Source organism: Nitrincola salilacus (assembly GCF_046271865.1).
Lineage (GTDB): Bacteria > Pseudomonadota > Gammaproteobacteria > Pseudomonadales > Balneatricaceae > Nitrincola > Nitrincola salilacus.
In genome coordinates this window covers 971,771-989,182 of record NZ_CP176580.1, presented here as the reverse complement: position 1 = coordinate 989,182, position 17,412 = coordinate 971,771, and the positions used below count along the sequence as shown (strand labels likewise).

Genomic DNA, 17,412 nt, shown 5'->3' with positions numbered 1-17,412 from the left:
TGAACACACACGCTCACACCAACACCCACCTCAGATCGCATCAGTTAATGCATCATAGCTGCAGCATCAATTTCAGTCCTGACCGTGGCGCACCAGATCATCAACCACTTCCTGCTCCACATGCAGATCATCTGCATCCTGACTGGGCATCGGCAGAATCAGGTTCAGAATGATGGCCACGATACCGCACAGGCTCACACCCTGCAGGCTCAGTGCGCCATCACCAATCGCCATGCCGCCGATACCGAACACCAGTACTGTTGCCACGATGACCAGGTTACGCTGCTGTGCCATATCGACCTTCGCCTTGATCATCGTATTCATGCCGACCGCAGCAATCGAGCCGAACAGCAGAATCAGAATACCACCCATGACCGGTGCCGGAATCGTCTGCAACATAATGCCGAACTTCGCTACAAAGGCCAGGAAGATGGCAAAACCCGCCGCCCAGACCATCACCACAGGATTGAACGAGCGCGTCAACATCACCGCGCCGGTCACTTCTGAATAGGTCGTATTTGGTGGGCCGCCGAACATCGCTGCTACAGATGTCGCAATACCATCACCGAACAGAGTGCGATGCAGACCCGGTTTTTTCACATAGTCCTTGCCGGTGACATTACTGATCGCCAGCACATCGCCGACATGTTCAATCGCCGGTGCAATCGCCACCGGAATCATGAAGAGAATCGCCTGCCAGTGAAACTCAGGCATAACGAAGGCCGGGACAGCCAGCAAAGGTGCATCATGCACTATCTGAAAATCGACCATCCCCATGAAAAATGCCACGACATAACCGGCCAGCGCCCCACACATGATCGGCAACAAACGGAACAGTCCACGCGCAAACACCGCCACCAGCAGCGTAGTGACCAGCGCGACCATTGAGACGATCATTGCATCCTGATAGGGGAACAACTCAATCGCACCATCTCCGGTTTTTCCCATCGCCATCTGCACGGCAATCGGCGCCAGCCCAAGTCCAATCACCATGATCACCGGACCGGTAACCACCGGTGGCAGAATCCGATGGATAAAACCGGGACCACGCAATTTCACCGCAATACCCAATAGCATGTATACAACGCCAGCGCAGAGCAGCGCACCCATCGTAGCCGGCACACCCCAGCTTTGCACCGAGAAAATGATCGGCGCAATAAACACGAAAGAGGATGCCAGAAAGATCGGCATCGTCAGCCCGGTGACAAAATGGAACAGCAGCGTACCGACACCGGCCGTAAAGAGCGCCACACTCGGATCAAGCCCGGTCAACAGTGGCATCAGTACCAGTGCGCCAAAGGCAACAAACAGCATTTGCGAGCCTGCCAGCGCGGTGCGCCAGTTCATCGGCCCGGAAGAGATAGTCCGACCACTCATGGAGTTATCCTTTTATTGTAGTTATTAAATACAGCATTTATGGCTTTTATTTGGTCCCGAAGATTTTGTCGCCGGCATCACCCAGTCCCGGGATGATGTAACCCTGCTCATTCAGATGGGAATCTATCGATGCGGTAAAGATATCCACATCAGGATGTGCAGCCTGAACCTTGGCAATCCCCTCCGGAGCCGCCACCAGCACCAGCGCACGAATACTGCTGCAGCCCGCTTTCTTCAGCATATCGATCGCCGCAATCATCGAGCCACCGGTTGCCAACATCGGATCAACAATCAGCGCCATACGTGAATCGATATCACTGGCCAGTTTCTCGAAATAGGGTACCGGCTCGAGCGTTTCTTCATCACGATACACCCCGATTACCGAAATTTTAGCGCTCGGTACCAGCTCCAACACCCCATCCAGCATACCCAGCCCGGCACGCAGAATCGGCACCACCGTGATCTTCTTGCCCTTGATCTGCTGCGCTTTGATCGGGCCGCACCAGCCCTCCACCTCATAGTCTTCAAGTTCGAAATCCTTGGTCGCCTCGTAGGTCAGCAGGCATCCCACTTCCGCAGCGAGCTGTCGAAAACCGCGGGTACTCTTGTGGACAGAACGCATCAAACCCAGCTTGTGTTGAACCAGTGGGTGGCGGATCTCATGAACACTCATCAAAAACTCTCCGGTGACTTTCAGGGCCTTTTTTACATAACCTGATACTATAGTCGTGAAACGAAAATTTCTGAAGAAAACTGAGCTAAAAAAGCGTTCGGCGGTAAAAGCATTCCTACTCGCCTGTCGTTTTTTCCTGACTATTTTGGATAGCAAGCTAATGTTAGTATTTTCTGTACTGACACGACTTATCAAATATTTGAACAATTGATACTCAAGTTGACCCAACCCACCTCCAACACCGACAACCATGCCATATAGAAAGATAGACGAGACACCCATGCACGTCCTGATTGTCGAGGACAACCCGGATATCATCGCGAATCTCTACGCCTATCTGGAACCGCTCGGTTATTCTCTGGATGTGGCGAGAAACGGCATTGCGGGCATCACCTTCGCAACCGGTTCTGCGCATGATGCCATTATTCTCGACCTGTCACTGCCGGGCATGGATGGCGTGGAGGTATGCCGGAAGCTGCGCGAGGAGTATCGACTGGCGACGCCGATACTGATGCTGACGGCGCGCGACACCGAATACGATAAGTTAACCGGCTTCGATGTCGGAGCCGATGACTACCTGGTCAAGCCCTACTCTCTTCCGGAACTGGATGCACGCCTGAAAGCTTTGATCCGACGCTCGCGCAACGAGCATGTAAACAGGGTATTGACCTTCGGCGACCTCCGCCTCGACGCAGCAACCAACCAGATCACGCGCGCTGAAAAGACACTTAACCTGACCCCGACAGGCTATAAAATTCTGATCTCCCTGATGCGTGTTGCGCCGGGATTGATGACAAGAGATGCTCTCGAGCGCGAAGTATGGGGCGATAACCCACCTGACAGCGATGCGCTGCGTACCCATATCCACACACTGCGCCAGGCACTCGACAAACCCTTTCCCCATACCATGCTGCTGACCCTGCCCGGCACTGGTTATCGATTAATCGCACCCGATGAAGCCTAGACTATCGCTCAGAACACGTATCATACTCACCGATATTCTGCTGGCAGTAATCGTGGCCGGCGCCTTCAGTCTGGTTTCCTATATATCGGTAAAAGTTATAGAAGCGCAGATCATCGACACAAGGCTCGACCAGATCGCAACCAGGCTCATCGAATCCCATCAACAGGGACATCTGCCGAAAGCACCACCGGAAGTGCGTTTCCTGGTCGGCGCCGGCATTCCACCCGAACTGCGTCAATTACCCTCGGGCTTTCACGACCTGGTGCTGGGTAACCAGCAAGTGCATGTGTTGCTGCGCAATCACGGCAGCCACCATTACGCTGTAGTGCAGGAAGTTGATGACATCGTGCATACGGAAAGTATTATCCTGCTGTCCCTGGCCGTTGGCTTTGCCGTCAGTGTCCTGCTCGCTGCTGTTTTCGGTGCATTGAGTGCCCGGCGCGTGATAGCACCGGTGACGGCACTGGCCGAGGCGGTCAATCGCAATACTGAGCCAACCAGACTGCCTTCGCTTCGTGCACAGGATGAAATCGGTCTCCTGTCACGCGCCTTCGCTAAACGTACCGACGAGCTGGATCATTTTCTGCAGCGTGAACGCATGTTCACTGGCGATGTCAGTCATGAGTTGCGCACACCACTGACCATCATATTGGGCGCAGCAGAAGTGTTAACAGCACAACTATCAGAGCATCCGGCACAGCACGCTACAGCAGAGCGTATCCGACGCGTTGCGTCTGAAGCCTCGCAACAGCTCAGCGCACTACTCCTGCTCGCGCGCGTTCCCGAAACACTGGACGCACCACTTACCACCCTCAATCCACTCATCGAATCTGAAATAGAGCGCTGCCAGCCCCTGCTGGATGGAAAACCTGTTCAGTGCACCTTTGAATTCACCGGGCAGATATCAGCTCATATACGCCCCGAACTGGCTGGCATCCTGATCGGCAATTTGCTGCGTAATGCCTGCCGACATACCGACGAAGGCAGGGTTCTCATTCAACTCTCCGCTGGTCGGCTGGTGATCGAAGACACCGGCATAGGCTTGCCGCCAAATGTACGGGAACGGCTTTTCGAGCGTTTCGTTCATGGCAGCAATCAACCGGAACATGAAGGGATGGGCCTGGGTCTGTCGATCGTCAAACGTGTAGTCGATCATCTAGGCTGGGAGATGCACCTGGAGACTCCCAACGCTGGAGGGACCCGTTTTGTGCTGTCATTTCCCGCAACGCCCACTGCTTCGCCTTCTTGATGTGCTCTTAACGCGCTCTTAACGCAAGGCGTCCTATTCTGTAGCTTCTGAAGACAAGATGCTTCCTACGACAAAAGATTAGAGGTAAAAAATGAAGAAGACCTTGATTGCAATGAGTGTGGCGTTGTTCACAAGCGGTGCTTTTGCGAGCGGGAGTGCTGACTGGAGCTATTCGGGCGACACAGGACCAGACAACTGGGTCAAGCTGAGCCCAGAGTACAGTGAATGTGCCGGGAGTAACCAGTCACCGATCAATATCACCGGTCTAGTCAAAGCCGAGCTGGAACCGGTTGTTTTCAATTATGACGCGGGCAGTGCGGACATTCTCAACAACGGCCATACTGTTCAGATCAACACGCTTCCCGGCAGCTCCATTATCGTCGACGACATAGCGTTCGAACTGAAGCAGTTCCACTTTCACGTGCCTAGCGAGAACCAGTTACATAGTAAATCCTTTCCCATGGAAGGGCACCTGGTACATGCCGACAAGCATGGAAATCTGGCCGTTGTCGCAGTGCTGGTGACAGAAGGGCAAGCCAACGAAGCGCTTGCAAAAGCCTGGGCGCAGATGCCGAAAAAAGGTGAAACACTGGCTCTGACCTCGGACATTTCACCTCTCGATATCCTGCCTTCTGATCGCGCTTACTACCGTTTCAACGGCTCACTGACCACCCCACCCTGCTCTGAGGGCGTACGCTGGATAGTGATGAAACAAACCATTTCAGCATCCAAAGAGCAAATTGAGGAGTTTCTGCATGTGGTTCATCATCACAACAACCGCCCGGTTCAGGCGATAAACGCACGTAAAATTCTGGAATAAGCTGTGCTCTGGTTAACTCAGCCGCTTGCCACAATGGTGCTGATTGCGACGACGTAGACGACCAGGATCAGAGCGCTTTCGAATCCGATACGGCCGATGCCGTAGGTCTCACGTCGTACCAAACCCAACAGCAGGATGGCAGTCATCAGGATACTGACCAAGCCCCATGTCATCTGAACAGGGGCCATGTCATGGTAGATGGGGCCCTGGAGATAACCCACGTCGGCGGCGGCCACAACGAGCATGTTAAAGCAGTTGGTACCGAAAATATTGCTTACTGCCAGAGTCAATGCGCCATAACGTATCGCCGCGATAGTGGTGACCAACTCCGGTGTGGAAGTGGCTAATGCGGTAAGCAACCCGCCGACCAATGTATCGGAAAGCCCCGTCTGATCAGCAATCCCCTTGGCGGCTTCCATCAATACCCAACCAGCTAAGCAGGTCACTGCAGCCAGTGCAGTGAAACCTGACCATGCAGCAGCCAAACTGCCGTGATGTTGTTTTGAGGGTTGATCAGGTACTGTCTGGCGTGTCATGCGTGGAAACCACATGGGCTTTGACTGGGTGCGATGAACCAGGTGCATCCCGAACAGATAGGCGACAACGATCACCGGCGTGATCGGGTGCACACTCCAAGAGGCTATCGACGGGGTGGTGATAGCCAGCAGCGGCAGAGTCAATAACACTATCAGCAACCCCGCCAACATCAGATTAACAGATGAAGCGGCTGCATGTTCCAGATTGGCTTTGCGATAGACCATGTCCGCGATGCCAAGAAACGCAAGATTCGCCGCCATGCTCCCCATGACATTACTCATGGCCAGATCGGGCCGGGCATCTATTGCGGCACTCAGCGTTGCGGCGAAATCCGGAAGAGAGGTCACACCTGCCAGCAACAGGACCCCAAACAGAGCCTCACCCATTCCAGTGCGATCAGCCAGCTCATCAGCCAGCCTTGCCAGGCGACTACCTGCGGTGATAATAGCCAGAGCAGCGACGCCAAAGGCGATGACGCTGGGAATCAAGGATTGAAACACTCGGAGCCTCCCTTGCTATAAGTCGGAGCTCAATGCAGTCGGATCAGGGATCTGACCAGCAACCGCTTGCATCGCTTAAAGCCCCTGTAGATTGATCTCAACGCTATCACCTAACCAGTAGGCATACTCCGTATGATCAGCCAGGTCATCGCCTGTCAACGCATGAACCAGAACACTTAAATTGCCTCTATGCTCATCCAACCAGGGAATGAATTTATCGAAGGATTTGTGGCTGAAGATGATTTGGCAACTCCATTTGGTATGTGGCCCAACCAATTTCTGGTGCACACGACCGACCGTCAATCCAAATTTATCTCCCGCTTCACGACACAAGGCCGAAGCAAATTCCAATGTATCCTGATCAAAATAGACATGCGCGTGGTAGCCTTTGTGTCTATTCACTGGCCTTTTTGGTTGGGTCATTTCAGTACTCATTAGTAGTTGGATCAAAGCCCGCTGATGTATGCTGATAAAAATCGAGCTCCCTGAGTGTCATTGTGCCTCAATCTAACGTTAGTCCAAAAGCCATAAAAAACAGCACCATTTGCCCTTTGTCGCAAAGATCGTTATCGTTTGCTCCTTTTTTAGCCAATGTCCATCTTGTGGGCCGGATCTGAGAGATTGTTGATGAGCCAGACTGAATATGACGAGATGCGACGCGTCTTTGAAGAAGCCGATCTGCTGCACAGCCAGGCTGAGGTCGAGGCAGCGCTGGACCGTATGGCCAGTGAAATCACTGATTCACTGGGTGCCAGCAATCCAGTAGTGTTTGCCGTGATGAATGGTGGACTGGTGATTGGTGGTCAGTTGATCACCCGATTACACTTTCCGCTGCAGGTCAGTTATCTGCACGCGACGCGCTATCGTAATACCACTTCCGGTTTTAATCTGGAATGGAAGGTGCCGCCGATGATCGACTTCAAGGATCGGCCGGTGTTGATTCTGGATGATATTCTGGATGAAGGACATACGCTGGCCGAGATCGCAGAGTACTGCCAACGTGAAGGCGCTGCCAGTGTGCAGACTGCGGTACTGGTCAATAAACGGCATGATCGCAAGGCTCGCCCGAATCAGCAGGCTGATTTCACCGGTATACAAATCGAAGACCGTTATGTATTCGGCTATGGAATGGACTACAAGGGCTACTGGCGCAATGCACCCGGCATCTACGCAGTCAAAGGGCTCTGAGTGACAGAGCCCTTCCTTTTATAGACACAAATTGACCGACTCTTTGACGAGACCGATCCGCCCCTACCCCTGCAACTCTTGATACAGCGCCACAAACTCTTGAGTCAATTTGTGGTTCGGCGCCAGCCAGATAAGGGGGACAGCCGCCGAATGTGACTCTTTCATCTTCACTGATGAGGAGATACGTGTTTTAAGCACCGGCAAATCCTCAGCCTCCAGCTCATTGACGATCCGTAGCGGCAGCGATGCGCGTGGCTGGAACTGATTCACCACAATCCCTTCCACCTCAAGCCGGTTATTATGATCCGCCCGCGTCTCGTGAACATTGTTCAGCAGGCTGTAAAGTGCCTGGCGGGCAAAATCGTCACAATCGAACGGAATCAGGCAGCGGTCAGCGCCAGCCAGCGCTGATAAAGAGAAGAAATTGAACGCAGGCGGTGTATCGATATAGATAGCATCGAACTGCTGCCAGAGTTCCGTCAGCGCATCGCGCAGCTTGTAGATTTTGTGTTTGCTTTCAAGCTTGGACTGCAGATCGCCAAGATCCGGATTGGACGGTATCAGAAACAGGTTTTCGAAGGGGGTCGCATGCACGAAGCTGTCAGCTGCGGCCGGCTTTAGCTGAAACGTCAGCGCCTGCTCAAAAAAGCCACGCACATCACTGTCGGGCGTGTTGGACTCATCTCCGAGCAGATAGTGTGTCGAGTTGCACTGAGGATCAAGATCCACCACCAGAGTTCGCTGTCCCTGCTGGGCGCTGATTGCAGCAAGATTAACGGCGATGCTCGATTTCCCGACACCCCCTTTCTGATTGAACACCACGCGGATCATAACAGGTCTCCATTGTCCGGCATGACTGACTGAACGTCGCTCTATGCGGCAGAGTCACGCGGCAAAGTCATGCGGCGTTATGCTGCATTGCACTATAGTTGGCACTATGGCGAATTTACGTGCGCCGGTCAACGCTTTGGCAAGGCTGTCTGCAATAAGTGACAAACTCAGGGCTCTACGGTAAAAATGCGTTAACTTCGCCAATCTGGCAGCTAAACGCACAAAATGTCTCTCACCAAATAGACAGTTAGTCTAATTTCAGGCAAACTTGCTACACTTTCAAACATGGCTCTGAAACCACTGACAATGGCTAAAATTCTGCTTCTGAATGGTCCCAATCTCAATCTACTCGGCACGCGCGAGCCTGCCGTCTATGGGACAACCACCCTTCAGGATATCGAACAGGACCTGATACAACAGGCCCTTCAGGCGGGTCATGAGCTGGTATGTTTTCAGAGTAACGCGGAACATGAACTGATACAGCGCATTCATCAGTGCAGCGCAGACAACATCAGTTTCGTTATTATCAACCCCGCCGCCTTCACCCATACCAGCGTCGCGATCCGGGATGCCCTTGCAGGTGTTGCAGTGCCATTTATTGAAGTACATCTCTCCAACGTTCATGCGCGTGAGCCTTTTCGTCACCATTCCTACCTGTCTGATATCGCCATCGGCGTGATCTGCGGGCTGGGAGCACAGGGTTACGATCTGGCACTGCAAGCGGCCATTCGTCGCCTGCCATCCGACATGAGCGCTGATTAACACCTTTCAAGAACATTAGACACAGAGAAGCTGACAGCATGGATATTCGCAAAGTAAAGAAACTGATCGAACTACTTGAAGAGTCCAACATCAACGAGATAGAGATCAAGGAAGGCGAGGAGTCAGTTCGAATCAGCCGTGGTGCGCAGACTGTAGCGCCCGTCTACCACGCTCAGACCTACGCAACGCCTCAGCATCAGCCTGTTGCGGCTCCAGTTGCAGCACCAGTTCCCGTTGCGGCCGAACCAGCCGAAGCTGCGCCCAGCGGCCATGTGGTTCGCTCACCGATGGTCGGCACTTTCTACAGCTCACCATCACCAAGCTCACCGGCATTCACTGCAGTGGGCAAGTCAGTCAAGACAGGGGATGTGATCTGCATCATTGAAGCGATGAAGATGATGAATCAGATCGAAGCAGACAAGTCCGGTGTGGTTGAAGCCATTCTGGCCGAAGATGGACAGCCGGTGGAGTTTGATCAGCCACTTTTCACCATCGTCTGATTCCCACTCACTGAAGAAAGCAAGGATCTTTTCAACATGCTGGATAAAGTTCTGATTGCGAATCGTGGTGAGATTGCACTGCGTATTCTGAGGGCATGTAAAGAGCTGGGCATCAAGACCGTTGCCGTGCACTCTGTAGCCGACCGTGACCTGATGCATGTTCGTCTCTCGGACGAAGCGGTCTGTATCGGACCGGCCCCCTCTGCCAAAAGCTACCTTAACATTCCTGCTCTGATCAGCGCAGCAGAAGTCACCGACTCGGTGGGTATCCACCCCGGTTATGGCTTCCTCGCAGAGAGTGCCACTTTTGCAGAACAGGTCGAGCGCTCTGGCTTTACTTTTATCGGCCCGAGTGCGGATGTTATCCGCCTGATGGGCGACAAGGTATCAGCCATTGCTGCAATGAAGAAAGCAGGTGTACCAACCGTCCCCGGATCAGACGGCCCACTGCCGGAAGATACCGCTGAGCTCTACGCCATTGCCAACCGCATCGGCTACCCGGTGATCATCAAGGCAGCGGCTGGTGGTGGCGGGCGCGGTATGCGTGTGGTGCACTCGGAAGCACATCTGCTGAACGCCATTCAGGTGACTCGCTCCGAAGCAGGTGCGGCATTCGGTGACGATACGCTTTATATGGAGAAATTCCTCGAGCGCCCACGTCATGTCGAGATTCAGGTACTGGCCGACGGCCAGGGCAATGCGATCCACCTCTATGACCGCGATTGCTCAATGCAGCGTCGGCACCAGAAGGTAGTCGAGGAAGCCCCAGCCCCGATGATCGATGAAGCAGCACGCCAGAAGGTTTTCAAGTCCTGTGTCGATGCCTGCATCCATATCGGCTACCGTGGTGCCGGTACTTTCGAATTCCTTTATGAAGATGGCAACTTCTACTTTATCGAGATGAACACCCGCGTCCAGGTTGAACATCCGGTCACTGAAGCGATCACCGGCGTGGATATCGTCAAGGAGCAGTTGCGCATCGCCTCCGGTATGCCTCTGTCTTACAAGCAGGAAGATATCAAGGTCCGCGGGCACGCGTTCGAATGCCGTATCAACGCCGAAGACCCGAAAACCTTCATGCCCTGCCCCGGTAAAGTAACGCATTTCCATGCACCGGGCGGCAACGGCGTACGTGTCGATTCACATCTGTATGACGGTTACACCGTACCGCCTCACTATGATTCATTGATCGCCAAGCTGATCACTCATGGTGAAGATAGAGACACCGCTCTGGCACGCATGAAAAATGCACTGGAAGAGGTGTTGATTGATGGTATTCGCACCAACATCCCACTGCATGCCGAGATCGTTCGCGATGCCAACTTCAGAAATGGTGGCGTCAACATCCACTATCTGGAGAAAAAACTCGGACTCTGAGCATGCCTTATGGCTTCAGAGCTGACTGTCGTGACCGGAGCGTCTACATGTGTGGCGCCCCGGCTGCGACAGCCCGAAATAAGATCCAGTCAGAGAAAGTCCGATTTTCGGACTTTTTTTGTTTTCAGATCAGAGACTTTGGGCAATACTTGTATTGATCCCGTGAAAGGAGGCTGGAATGCCCTGGTTACAAATCAAAGTGATGACCGACCCCGAGCAGGCTGAGCGCTATGAAGATATGCTGCTGGCTGCCGGCTGTGCTGTTGTGACTTTTCAGGATGGCGAAGATGAGCCGATCTTCGAGCCCGATCTTGGTACGACTCCGCTATGGAGCCAGACAGTGGTGACAGGCTTATTTGCGGCCGAGCATAATCTGACCGAGACTCTGGATCTGCTGAAAGAAGCTCAGGCATTAGCGTTTGCAGGTGAGGAGCAAAAGCCTGTATTCAAGGCTGAGATTCTGGAAGACAAGGACTGGGAGCGTGAATGGATGGACAGCTACCATCCGATGCAGTTTGGTAAACGGCTCTGGGTCTGCCCGAGCTGGCGTGAAGCGCCCGATCCTGAAGCGGTAAACCTGATGCTGGACCCTGGCCTCGCCTTCGGTACAGGCACCCATCCAACCACGGCGCTCTGCCTGGAGTGGCTCGACGGTCAACCGCTGGATGACTGCCTGGTAGTCGACTATGGTTGCGGTTCCGGCATTCTTGGGATCGCCTCGTTACTGCTGGGCGCACAGAAGGTGATGGCGGTCGATATCGACCCTCAGGCCCTGCTTGCCACACGTGACAACCTGCTGCGCAACCAATTGGAGGATGACCGCCTGAACACCTATCTGCCGGGAGAGATCCCCGCCATCGAAGCGGATGTACTGGTCGCCAACATTCTGGCTGGACCGCTGGTACAACTGGCGCCGACACTGAGCAGGCTGGTCCGACCCGGTGGACGTCTGCTGCTGTCGGGTCTGCTGCCACCTCAGGCAAACGAGATCACACTGGCTTACCACAGTTGCTTCGAGATGGCTCCGCCGGTCGAGCGCGACGGCTGGATTCGTCTGACTGGAATCAGGCGCTGATAAGATGCAGAACTCAGTCATCACCCAATGTCCCAACTGCGAAGAGCGTTTCAAGGTTACCCCCGGGCAACTGAAACTGGCTCATGGCAAGGTACGTTGTGGTGAATGTCTGACAATCTTTGATGCTCTGGCCTGCGCCGAAGACAAGCCGGATACGGCACCCAGCTATCCGGAAGTCGACCGGCGCAAACCCCAGCAACCCCAGCAGCCGCTGGATCTTCAACCGGCTGTACCACCTCCAATATCGATACCAGTTGCTGAACCTGTTTCTACACCCGCACCGATACCTATGCCGGTTCCGGAACCGGTACCAAAACCAGCACCAGTGGTAGCTCCTGAGCCAGTGGCAATTCCTGAACCAGTACGGGTGCCCGTTCCTGAGCCTGCACCAGCTATTGAACCAGCTCCGGTAACTGCCCCCTTGCAAACGCCAGTACCCGAAACGACAGCGACATTCAGCAGCGGCCTTACGGCCGAGCGAGATGAGCCACCTGTCAGAAGCAAAGCTAAAACAGCGGCCAGATATCAGACACCTCTGATGGATCTGAAACCTGAAGCGGTCGTTATGCATATCTCGGAGGATGAATCAGACAACCCCTACAATGTCACCGGATGGCTGCTTGGCACGCTGGTCGCCATTGCACTGTTGCTGTTTCAGGTGTTCTGGTTTGAGAGACAAACCCTGTCCGCCTATCCTGAGCTGCGCCCTGTTTACTACCTTCTGTGTGATCATATCGACTGCACTCTTCGCGGCCCCAAAGCAGTCAACCAAATTGCAACACGGCAACTGATCATCCGCCCCAACCCCTATTTCACCGGTGCTCTGAGCGTATCCGTGGTGCTGGAAAATCAGTCCACCTTCAACCAGCACTTCCCGCTCCTGCGCCTGATGTTCAATGACACTCAGGGACGCCATGTCGCCGGGCGTGATTTCAAACCTGAAGAGTACCTCAATACCCAGCGTATCGATCCGCGTTTCATGACTCCCGGCCAGCCCTTTGAGCTGACGCTGGAGCTGCTTGCACCCGCCACAGGCACCCTCGGATATCAGCTGGATCTGCTCCCATACCATTAAGTTTTAGCCTTGGCAATAGATCATTTTTTCATCAAATACGTCTTGGAGCCCCGGGTTTTAAAGGGTATCATTGGCCCCCTTCCGTAAGTAAACCCAGTTCCGTCGCTCAGGCAACGGTAACTTTTTGACTCTTTTTAAGGTGTAGTATGTTTCGGGTCGGTCCCCACAACATTGAAAGCCAGGTTATTCTGGCGCCGATGGCAGGTGTTACCGACAGGCCCTTCAGGCAGTTGTGCCGCAAGATGGGCGCCGGACTTGCTGTATCCGAAATGGTCACCTCCGATACCAATCTCTGGAACACCCGCAAATCCAGTCTTCGGCTGGACCATATGGGCGAGACGGGTATCAGATCCGTACAGATCGCAGGTGCAGACCCCGATATGATGGCTCATGCCGCGCAGATGAATGTTGAACGCGGCGCGCAGATCATCGACATCAATATGGGCTGCCCGGCCAAAAAGGTATGCAACAAGGCGGCAGGGTCTGCCCTGCTGCGCGATACCGAACTGGTTACGCAGATTCTGGAAGCGGTGGTTCAGGCGGTGGATGTCCCTGTAACGCTGAAGATTCGCACCGGCTGGTCTCCTGATCAGCGCAATGGCGTCAAGATCGCGCAGATTGCTCAATCGGTGGGAATTCAGGCACTGGCTGTGCATGGACGTACGCGCGCCGATAAGTATCAAGGTGCAGCAGAGTATGAAACCCTGGCCAGAATCAGAGATGCCATCACTATTCCACTGTTTGCAAACGGTGATATCGACTCCCCACAGAAGGCACGTCAGGTGCTGGACTACTGTGGGGCCGACGCGGTCATGATCGGTCGGGCCGCACAGGGCCGTCCCTGGATGATTCGTGAGATAGATCATTACCTGCGCACGGGAGAGATATTACCCTCTCCGAAAATGAGTGAGATACAACAGATACTGAACGATCACATGCAGGAGCTGCACACCTTTTACGGTGAGTTCATGGGCGTACGCATTTCACGCAAACATATCGGTTGGTACCTACAGCAGCATCGGAATGGGTCAGACCTACGGAAGCATTTCAATACTTTGGAAACAGCAGATGAGCAGATTGCAGCACTTGCCGACATCTTCACTTCGACGCAGCCTGCAGCTGCCTGAGAGTCAGGATCAGCTAATGAACACCATGGACACCAAAAACGTGAAGCAAATTAACACCGCTCAGCCAGCGAAACTGCCGCAGAAAACCCTGCGCGATTATGTTCAGCACTCCATGACCAGCTACTTCAAGCAGTTGGATGGACAGCCGGTCACAGATGTCTATCAGATGGTTCTGGCCGAAATTGAAGCCCCCCTGTTTGAAAGCGTCATGGCGTACACCAAGGACAATCAGACCAAGGCATCCGAGATGCTCGGTCTTAACCGCGGTACCCTGCGCAAGAAACTGAAACAGTACGGACTGCTGTAAGCCAATAAACTCTGAACGCCGGAAACCGTAAACTATGTCTGAGCAGAAAGTAACCCCGATTCGCCGTGCGCTGATCAGCGTATCCGACAAAACCGGTATCGTCGAATTTGCCCGATCTCTGACCGAGCTGGGTGTCGAGATACTCTCGACCGGTGGCACCTTCAAGCTGCTGTGTGATAACAAAATCCCAGCCATTGAAGTATCTGACCACACCGGATTTCCGGAAATGATGGATGGTCGGGTCAAGACCCTGCATCCGAAGATCCATGGCGGCATTCTCGGCCGTCGCGGACAGGATGATGCCATCATGACCGAGCATGGCATTGCGCCGATCGACATGGTGGTTGTGAATCTTTATCCCTTCGCACAGACCATCGCCCGCGCTGACTGCGACCTGCCGATGGCGATCGAGAACATCGATATCGGTGGTCCGACCATGGTTCGCTCTGCCGCGAAGAACCACAAGGATGTTGCCATCGTCGTCAATGCCTCCGACTACGACCGCGTCCTGAAAGAGCTGACCGAACAGCAGGGCCTGGGCTATGCCACGCGCTTTGACCTGGCCGTGCGTGCGTTTGAGCACACCGCAGCCTACGACGGCATGATCGCCAACTATCTTGGTGCGGTTGTCGAAGGTGATGAAGAGGTCGCAGCGGATTTTCCACGCACCTTCAACACCCAGTTCATCAAGGTGCAGGAGATGCGTTACGGGGAAAACCCGCATCAGCGTGCTGCCTTCTACCGTGAAGAAAATCCGGCAGAACCTTCTGTGTCCACCGCTCGCCAGGTCCAGGGCAAAGCCTTGTCATACAACAATGTGGCCGACACTGATGCCGCACTGGAGTGCGTAAAGCCTTTCCGCGATCCAGCCTGCGTTATCGTCAAGCATGCCAACCCCTGTGGTGTGGCGATCGGCGGCGATATTCTGGAAGCCTACAATCGTGCTTTCCAGACTGATCCGACCTCTGCCTTCGGCGGTATCATCGCCTTCAACCGCACACTCGACGGCAAAACCGCTCAGGCGATTGTCGATCGTCAGTTTGTTGAAGTGATCATCGCACCCGAAGTGACTCAGGAAGCCTCCGACATCATCGCCAGCAAGCCCAATGTGCGCCTGCTCGAATGCGGCATGTGGGATGAGCAGCGTGCTCATGCTTTCGATTACAAACGTGTCAATGGCGGCCTGCTGATTCAGGATCGTGATCTGGGCATGATCGACGCTTCGCAGCTGCGTATCGTCTCTCAGCGCCAGCCAACGGAAGATGAGATCCGTGACCTGCTGTTCTGCTGGGAAGTGGCCAAGTTCGTCAAGTCCAATGCGATCGTCTATGCCCGTGATGGCCAGACCATCGGTATCGGTGCCGGCCAGATGAGCCGCGTCTATTCCGCTCGTATTGCTGCGATCAAAGCCGCTGACGAAGGTCTGGAAGTGAAGGGTTCCGTGATGGCATCTGATGCCTTCTTCCCCTTCCGTGACGGTATCGATTCAGCTGCCGAAACTGGCATTAAAGCGGTGATTCAGCCAGGTGGTTCAATGCGCGATCAGGAAGTGATCGATGCGGCCAATGAGCATGGCATGGCCATGGTCTTCACCGGTATGCGCCATTTCCGCCACTGACAGACAGGAACTGCTGATGAACATTCTGATTATAGGGTCCGGTGGACGTGAGCATGCGCTGGCCTGGTCCTGTGCACGTGATACAGCCGTTGAGAAGGTTTTTGTTGCCCCCGGCAATGCGGCTACTGCCCTTGAAGACAAGCTGCAGAACATCGCCATCGACAGTATGGATATTGACGGCTTGATCGATTTTGCCAGGCGCGAAGCGATTGATCTGACCATCGTCGGCCCCGAAGCCCCCTTGGTGGCGGGTGTAGTGAATCGTTTTCAGGACGCTGGGCTGCGCATTTTCGGACCTACCGAAGGCGCCGCACAGTTGGAAGGCTCCAAGGCTTTCACCAAGGACTTCCTGGCGCGCCACCAGATCCCGACGGCTGAATATCAGAACTTCACAGATCTCGAAGCCGCGCTTGGTTATGTACGTGAGAAAGGCGCCCCGATCGTGATCAAGGCCGATGGTCTGGCTGCGGGCAAGGGCGTGATCGTCGCCATGACCCTGCAGGAAGCAGAAGCGGCCGTTCGCGATATGCTGGCAGGGAACGCCTTTGGCGATGCCGGGCACCGTGTGGTGATTGAGGAGTTTCTTGAAGGTGAGGAAGCCTCCTACATCGTCATGGTCGATGGCGAGCATGTGCTGCCGATGGCCACCAGCCAGGATCACAAGCGTGTCGGCAAGGGCGATACCGGCCCCAACACCGGCGGTATGGGTGCCTACTCACCCGCACCGGTCGTGACACCCGAGATCGAGCAGCGTGTGCTGGACGAAGTGATCATGCCGACTGTGCGTGGCATGGCTGCTGAAGGCAACAGCTACACCGGCTTTCTGTATGCAGGGCTGATGATCACCAGTGACGGCACACCGAAAGTGATTGAGTACAACTGCCGTTTCGGTGATCCCGAGACTCAGCCAATCATGATGCGCCTGCGCTCCAGCCTGGTCGAGATGTGCAATGCCGCACTCGACAAGCGTCTGGACCAGATCAGCGCCGACTGGGATCCACGTCGCGCACTGGGTGTTGTGATGGCTGCTGGTGGTTATCCCGACAGCTATGCCAAGGGTGACACGATCAGCTTCCCGGACAGCTACCCTGCCGACACAAAAGTGTTCCAGGCCGGTACCCAGCTCAAGGATGGTCAGGTAGTTACCGCAGGCGGTCGTGTACTGTGCGTGACGGCGCTGGGTGACACGGTCACCGAAGCTCAGCGCAAGGCCTATGAAGTCGTTAATCAGATCAGTTGGAAGGATGCATTCTTCCGCGATGATATCGGCTATCGTGCGATTGCCAGAGAGCAAGACTGAACTGGCGACCAGAGCCCCGCACTGATCCAGACAGATCGGTGCGGGATTTTCAAAAACACCTCCCAATCACACATTTTGTGCAACGCAGCACCAGCCCCCTGTCATAATTTCCATACGCCTGATCCCAGTGCT

Annotated in this window: 18 protein-coding genes; 13 read left to right on the top strand and 5 right to left on the bottom strand. The window is 54.4% G+C overall.

All coding sequences use genetic code 11. From position 1 onward, the window contains the following. Nucleotides 1-72: 72 nt before the first annotated feature. Both ACK3CJ_RS04565 and upp read right to left on the bottom strand, forming a co-directional pair. Complete coding sequence (locus ACK3CJ_RS04565; protein WP_409525242.1) at nucleotides 73-1,377, bottom strand: uracil-xanthine permease family protein; 1,305 nt, start codon at nucleotides 1,375-1,377, stop codon at nucleotides 73-75. A 46-nt stretch (nucleotides 1,378-1,423) separates the two neighbouring features. Beyond that, complete coding sequence (gene upp / locus ACK3CJ_RS04560) at nucleotides 1,424-2,050, bottom strand: uracil phosphoribosyltransferase (RefSeq protein ID WP_151703900.1); 627 nt, start codon at nucleotides 2,048-2,050, stop codon at nucleotides 1,424-1,426. 280 nt (nucleotides 2,051-2,330) lie between these two features. Between upp and ACK3CJ_RS04555 the strand changes: the two genes are divergently transcribed. From ACK3CJ_RS04555 to ACK3CJ_RS04545, 3 genes are all read left to right on the top strand, one after another. Next, nucleotides 2,331-3,014, top strand: coding sequence for a response regulator transcription factor (locus ACK3CJ_RS04555; RefSeq protein ID WP_409525241.1), 684 nt, complete (start codon nucleotides 2,331-2,333; stop codon nucleotides 3,012-3,014). Continuing rightward, complete coding sequence (locus ACK3CJ_RS04550) at nucleotides 3,004-4,263, top strand: ATP-binding protein (RefSeq protein ID WP_409525240.1); 1,260 nt, start codon at nucleotides 3,004-3,006, stop codon at nucleotides 4,261-4,263. Before ACK3CJ_RS04555 ends, ACK3CJ_RS04550 begins: the two co-directional genes overlap by 11 nt. A 91-nt stretch (nucleotides 4,264-4,354) precedes the next feature. Further along, the gene (locus ACK3CJ_RS04545) at nucleotides 4,355-5,083 is read left to right on the top strand and encodes a carbonic anhydrase (RefSeq protein ID WP_409525239.1); all 729 of its coding nucleotides are present in this window, start codon (nucleotides 4,355-4,357) and stop codon (nucleotides 5,081-5,083) included. A gap of 17 nt (nucleotides 5,084-5,100) precedes the next feature. Here the strand turns inward: ACK3CJ_RS04545 and ACK3CJ_RS04540 are convergent, their stop codons facing one another. Further along, nucleotides 5,101-6,120: a sodium:calcium antiporter gene (locus ACK3CJ_RS04540; RefSeq protein ID WP_409525238.1), complete on the bottom strand. Its 1,020-nt coding sequence runs from the start codon at nucleotides 6,118-6,120 to the stop codon at nucleotides 5,101-5,103. A 75-nt stretch (nucleotides 6,121-6,195) separates the two neighbouring features. Then, nucleotides 6,196-6,543 (bottom strand): DOPA 4,5-dioxygenase family protein, encoded by a 348-nt coding sequence (locus ACK3CJ_RS04535; RefSeq protein WP_409525237.1) that lies wholly within the window; start codon nucleotides 6,541-6,543, stop codon nucleotides 6,196-6,198. A 204-nt stretch (nucleotides 6,544-6,747) separates the two neighbouring features. On the opposite strand from ACK3CJ_RS04535, the gene ACK3CJ_RS04530 reads away from it, so the two are divergent. Then, on the top strand, nucleotides 6,748-7,308 hold the full coding sequence (locus tag ACK3CJ_RS04530) for a hypoxanthine-guanine phosphoribosyltransferase (protein WP_409525236.1): 561 nt from the start codon (nucleotides 6,748-6,750) through the stop codon (nucleotides 7,306-7,308). 63 nt (nucleotides 7,309-7,371) lie between these two features. Here the strand turns inward: ACK3CJ_RS04530 and ACK3CJ_RS04525 are convergent, their stop codons facing one another. After that, nucleotides 7,372-8,139 carry a ParA family protein gene (locus tag ACK3CJ_RS04525; RefSeq protein ID WP_409525235.1) on the bottom strand — a complete coding sequence of 256 codons (768 nt, stop codon included), beginning with the start codon at nucleotides 8,137-8,139 and terminating at the stop codon, nucleotides 7,372-7,374. A gap of 306 nt (nucleotides 8,140-8,445) precedes the next feature. Here ACK3CJ_RS04525 and aroQ point away from each other — a divergent pair, with 306 nt between their 5' ends. From aroQ to purD, 9 genes are all read left to right on the top strand, one after another. Further along, entirely contained in the window at nucleotides 8,446-8,901 is a 456-nt protein-coding gene (gene aroQ, locus ACK3CJ_RS04520; protein WP_409525234.1) for a type II 3-dehydroquinate dehydratase, read from the top strand. A gap of 38 nt (nucleotides 8,902-8,939) precedes the next feature. Continuing rightward, nucleotides 8,940-9,401: an acetyl-CoA carboxylase biotin carboxyl carrier protein gene (accB, locus tag ACK3CJ_RS04515; RefSeq protein ID WP_409525233.1), complete on the top strand. Its 462-nt coding sequence runs from the start codon at nucleotides 8,940-8,942 to the stop codon at nucleotides 9,399-9,401. 36 nt (nucleotides 9,402-9,437) lie between these two features. Next, nucleotides 9,438-10,778 (top strand): acetyl-CoA carboxylase biotin carboxylase subunit, encoded by a 1,341-nt coding sequence (gene accC, locus ACK3CJ_RS04510; RefSeq protein ID WP_409525232.1) that lies wholly within the window; start codon nucleotides 9,438-9,440, stop codon nucleotides 10,776-10,778. A gap of 178 nt (nucleotides 10,779-10,956) precedes the next feature. Next, nucleotides 10,957-11,853, top strand: a complete 897-nt coding sequence (gene prmA / locus ACK3CJ_RS04505; protein WP_409525230.1) for a 50S ribosomal protein L11 methyltransferase — start codon at nucleotides 10,957-10,959, stop codon at nucleotides 11,851-11,853. Between the two features lie 4 nt (nucleotides 11,854-11,857). Next, on the top strand, nucleotides 11,858-12,928 hold the full coding sequence (locus ACK3CJ_RS04500) for a DUF3426 domain-containing protein (RefSeq protein WP_409525229.1): 1,071 nt from the start codon (nucleotides 11,858-11,860) through the stop codon (nucleotides 12,926-12,928). 146 nt (nucleotides 12,929-13,074) lie between these two features. Continuing rightward, nucleotides 13,075-14,055: a tRNA dihydrouridine synthase DusB gene (gene dusB, locus ACK3CJ_RS04495; RefSeq protein ID WP_409525227.1), complete on the top strand. Its 981-nt coding sequence runs from the start codon at nucleotides 13,075-13,077 to the stop codon at nucleotides 14,053-14,055. A 25-nt stretch (nucleotides 14,056-14,080) separates the two neighbouring features. Then, nucleotides 14,081-14,362 (top strand): DNA-binding transcriptional regulator Fis, encoded by a 282-nt coding sequence (fis, locus tag ACK3CJ_RS04490; RefSeq protein WP_409526544.1) that lies wholly within the window; start codon nucleotides 14,081-14,083, stop codon nucleotides 14,360-14,362. 34 nt (nucleotides 14,363-14,396) lie between these two features. Beyond that, a complete protein-coding gene (gene purH, locus ACK3CJ_RS04485; RefSeq protein WP_409525226.1) occupies nucleotides 14,397-15,980 on the top strand; it encodes a bifunctional phosphoribosylaminoimidazolecarboxamide formyltransferase/IMP cyclohydrolase in 1,584 nt (527 codons plus the stop codon). A gap of 16 nt (nucleotides 15,981-15,996) precedes the next feature. Further along, nucleotides 15,997-17,280 carry a phosphoribosylamine--glycine ligase gene (gene purD, locus ACK3CJ_RS04480; RefSeq protein WP_409525225.1) on the top strand — a complete coding sequence of 428 codons (1,284 nt, stop codon included), beginning with the start codon at nucleotides 15,997-15,999 and terminating at the stop codon, nucleotides 17,278-17,280. Nucleotides 17,281-17,412: the final 132 nt, after the last annotated feature.